We start from the raw sequence: 4,004 nt of genomic DNA on the forward strand, positions 1-4,004 counted from the left end.
CCCGGTAGATTACCGGGTTCATGCCCTCAAGGCTGCCTAATTAAATAAAGTGTCTAACTTTTTGGGTTCACTTCAAAGCAACTCTCTTACTGAAGTAAAGCACCCGTTAATTGAAGAACATTTTCAAGAGGTTCTTTGTTTCGTACTGTTTAGGTCAATTGTCTTAATTTTTTTAATGAAATAATAATGTTTGTAGAGGGCGAGCACCACCAACAGGATTTTCACTAAAAGGATGTCCACATAAAATACAGAAATTATGATGAAGAAATCGGCAACTAAATTGATTCTAATTTTCTCTTTTCTAGTCATACCTTTTTTTTGTAGGAATGCTTCAACGTATTTTTCATATAATGAGGTGCTTTTGAACCAGTTTTCAATCGACTTTGAACTTCTCGCAAAGCAAAAAGCAGCGAATAAGTAAAACGGTCCGCCCGGCAGAACAGGTAACACAGTCCCTGCAACACCAATCACAAGGGATATGAATCCAAGAAGGAAAAATAGGATACTTTTTACTTTTTTAATTGTAATCACCTTTTTATTTATATTCTATTCCCTTATTACGTAAAGAGGAAGTCCAATTGATTAAACATCACTTATCAGCAGCTCCTGGTAACGAAGTAAAGTACCAGTTCGTTGAAGATGATATTTATCGGTAATTATTGTGAACAGGTTTAAACAAATACACCACATTATTACCATACGCTCTATATTATTTTTACTTACATGCTCGTGTAATGGAATGCCATAAAAAGAATTCGGGGAAGCTTTATCAAATATGATAGCAGTTGATGGTACTCTAATGTCCCGGTGTATCTGGAATCCAGGTCCTTCTCATTTGAAACATCTAAATCTCTCATAAAAACAACTGAGATACTTTTATTTATTGCTTTTTCAATTACAGTATTAATGTTATTAACGATTTTTTCTTTCTCAAAAACTCCTTGTTCTTCTTAATAACTTCCATAATTCCGATTATCAGTAATGCTTGTTTCAATATTCCCCCCTAAAGTATTAGCAAATAGTTTTACCGTTTTTAAATTTCATTAAATATCAGAAAGTATTTAAGCACTTCTTACCAATCTCTTTATTTTTCTTCAAAAGATTTACTAATACCTTCTTCCTCGAACATTTAGGTGTGGTGGGTAGACAGCTTCGTTCATACCAGTTGAATAAGAAAATTACTCTTTAAGACAAAACAAAGAACCTTCAATCCAAAGATAGATCAAAGGTTCTATGTTTTACTTCCAATGGCATTCTATTATTTACTCAATTCCTTAAGTAAATTCATACCTTGTTTCTACATCCAAAGAATTAACTATGGGCTAGCTCTTTTTCTTTTAGACCAAGAGCCGCTGCTGTTGAAGCATGAATTTCTTGCAGAAGCTCTGGATTTTCCATTAGTGACACGCCATAAGAAGGAATCATTTCTTTGATTTTTGGTTCCCACTCTTTCAGATGTTGCGGGAAGCATTTTTTAATTACCTCTATCATAACGTGAACAGCAGTGGAAGCACCTGGAGAAGCACCTAGTAATGCTGCAATCGAGCCATCAGCGGAACTAACAACTTCCGTACCAAATTGAAGCGTTCCTTTGCCGCCTTCAGCAGTATCTTTGATAACTTGTACACGTTGGCCAGCTACTACTAAATCCCAATCCTCGCTCTTAGCGTTCGGGATAAACTCTCGTAACTCTTCCATGCGCTGTTCTTTCGATAACATAACTTGCTGGATCAGGTATTTTGTCAATGACATCTCTTTTGCACCCGCCGCCAACATTGTTAAGACATTATCCGGTTTTACGGAAGTTATTAAATCGAACATTGAACCTGTTTTTAAGAACTTCGGTGAGAAACCGGCAAATGGTCCAAATAGCAACGATTTTTCACTGTCGATATATCGTGTATCAAGATGCGGAACAGACATTGGTGGAGCACCAACTTTAGCTTTTCCGTATACTTTTGCTTGATGCTGCTCAATTACTTCTGGATTATTACATACCATGAAAAATCCGCTTACTGGGAAACCGCCAATGTGCTTCCCTTCAGGAATACCAGATTTTTGCAGTAAATGAAGGCTTCCGCCCCCGCCTCCGATAAAGACAAATTTTGCAGTATGACGCTCTACGCTTCCGCTATCGACATTACGCACTTTTAATTCCCATGAGCCATCGCTAGTAACTTTAAGATTATCAACACTATGTTTATATTTGATATCGACGTTTTTAGTCTTTAAGTGGTCAAACAACATGCGTGTTAAAGCACCAAAGTTGACATCCGTTCCAGAGTCGATTTTAGTTGCCGCTATAGCTTCATTCGAAAGGCGATCTTGCATAATAAGCGGAATCCATTCCATCAGTTTTGCCGGGTCCTCAGAAAACTCCATCCCTTGGAACAGAGGATTTTTTGAAAGCGCTTCAAAGCGTTTCTTTAAGAATGTTACATTTTCATCCCCTAACACCATACTCATATGAGGCAATGGCATGATAAAGTCCTGAGGGTTTTTTATCAGCTTGCTGTTTACAAGATAAGACCAAAACTGCGTTGAAAGCTGAAACTGTTCATTAATTTTAATAGCTTTGCTAATATCTATAGATCCGTCCGGTTTTTCAGTTGTGTAGTTAAGCTCACACAGTGCAGCATGCCCTGTTCCCGCATTATTCCACTCGTTAGAGCTTTCCGCCCCTGCGTCTTCAAGCTTCTCAAACACTTTGATTTCCCATTCCGGCACTAACTCTTTCAGGAATGTTCCCAAAGTCGCACTCATAATACCGGCGCCAATTAAGATAACTTCTGTTTTAGTTTCACTGTTGCTCATGTTAACCTTCCTTACTCCATATATTTGCAGAAAGGATGTAGATGCTCCTGTTTAGGCGTCAAGCCAAGGCGCGACCTAGTCACAAACCTTTTCTGCCTCATTATAACCATATCATAGTGTATTACAATAATTAATAGAATAAACTATATTGCTATTATATAGTTTATGTGAAGAAATGAACTTAAACTAAACTGCCCCCCCTTTGGTTCTGTGAGGCAAGGCGAAACTTCTTAATGAAGAATAACGCCTATTTAATTAAGGCTTATTGAAGATATGACACAAATTGCATCATAGAAAAGTGAGCCTCTGACAGGATTCGAACACGTTCCCTACGTAATTTCAACGGCAGGAATTACATCTTATCTTATTGCCAGTGCTGAAACCCTTGACTTGCTATCCGGGTGTTTTCCGGCGCTCTTCTAATTATACAAATTTCAGGTCCAAATGAGAACATAAAATTGTAGTACAATCCGAAATAAAAATTGGAAATAAAATGGGCGACATAAGCAAGAGAAGATGGCCTGAATTATTAGGAACCTTCAGTCCAATGATAATAAGAAGTAATCCTATTAAAATTGCTCCCACTGCCTATTGAAAAAATGAAATCAAATATAAATGAAATAGTACTTAATGATTATTATCATATGTTTTAGCTTTATATACAAAATAAAAGATTGCTAAAACAATAAATATTAAACCCAATAAAGATAAGAATAACCAAATCATATGAGCACTCTCCACAAAATTTCATCTTTATTATTATGACAGTTTTCAGAGGAGATAGGAAGTAGTTAATGAACAGTTCGAATAAACTATTCTTTGTTCCTAGTTTACTTTTCCATATGATTCCATTTTTTCCTTTGATTTAGGTATCCTTAATAGGAATGAAGAATCCAGTAACCAATCTTAGGGGTAAATATCAACTTATAATCGTCTGGAAACAACGCACTTAACTTCTCTTCTGCAGCATTTATTTTTGGATTCATCCCCAAAAGCAATTAGGTATAGAACATTAAATGAATCAGTATTATCTTGTTGCATATATTTCACTCCTCCGCTCATATTATCTGCTGATGGCATTAATCTATCCGCTATTGATTGGAACCTTTTAAATAAAAGGCTGTTTTCACATACTTTGTTGCTATTTACCAGGTAGTGAGTTGTGGTTGATTTCCCCTCCAGATGCTCGC

At 36.5% G+C, this 4,004-nt stretch carries 3 protein-coding genes; all 3 read right to left on the reverse strand.

Annotated features, from left to right (window positions below; translation table 11 throughout):
- Positions 1-123: 123 nt before the first annotated feature.
- On the reverse strand, positions 124-531 hold the full coding sequence (locus tag ACFX4L_RS25065) for a YbaN family protein (protein ID WP_377387597.1): 408 nt from the start codon (positions 529-531) through the stop codon (positions 124-126).
- A 780-nt stretch (positions 532-1,311) separates the two neighbouring features.
- On the reverse strand, positions 1,312-2,838 hold the full coding sequence (locus tag ACFX4L_RS25070; protein WP_284472127.1) for a malate:quinone oxidoreductase: 1,527 nt from the start codon (positions 2,836-2,838) through the stop codon (positions 1,312-1,314).
- 900 nt (positions 2,839-3,738) lie between these two features.
- Positions 3,739-4,004, reverse strand: a 266-nt coding sequence (locus tag ACFX4L_RS25075; protein WP_377387594.1) for a hypothetical protein, incomplete at its 5' end; no start/stop codon positions are given.

The organism is Peribacillus sp. YIM B13482 (genome assembly GCF_042787975.1).
GTDB lineage: Bacteria > Bacillota > Bacilli > Bacillales > DSM-1321 > Peribacillus > Peribacillus simplex_A.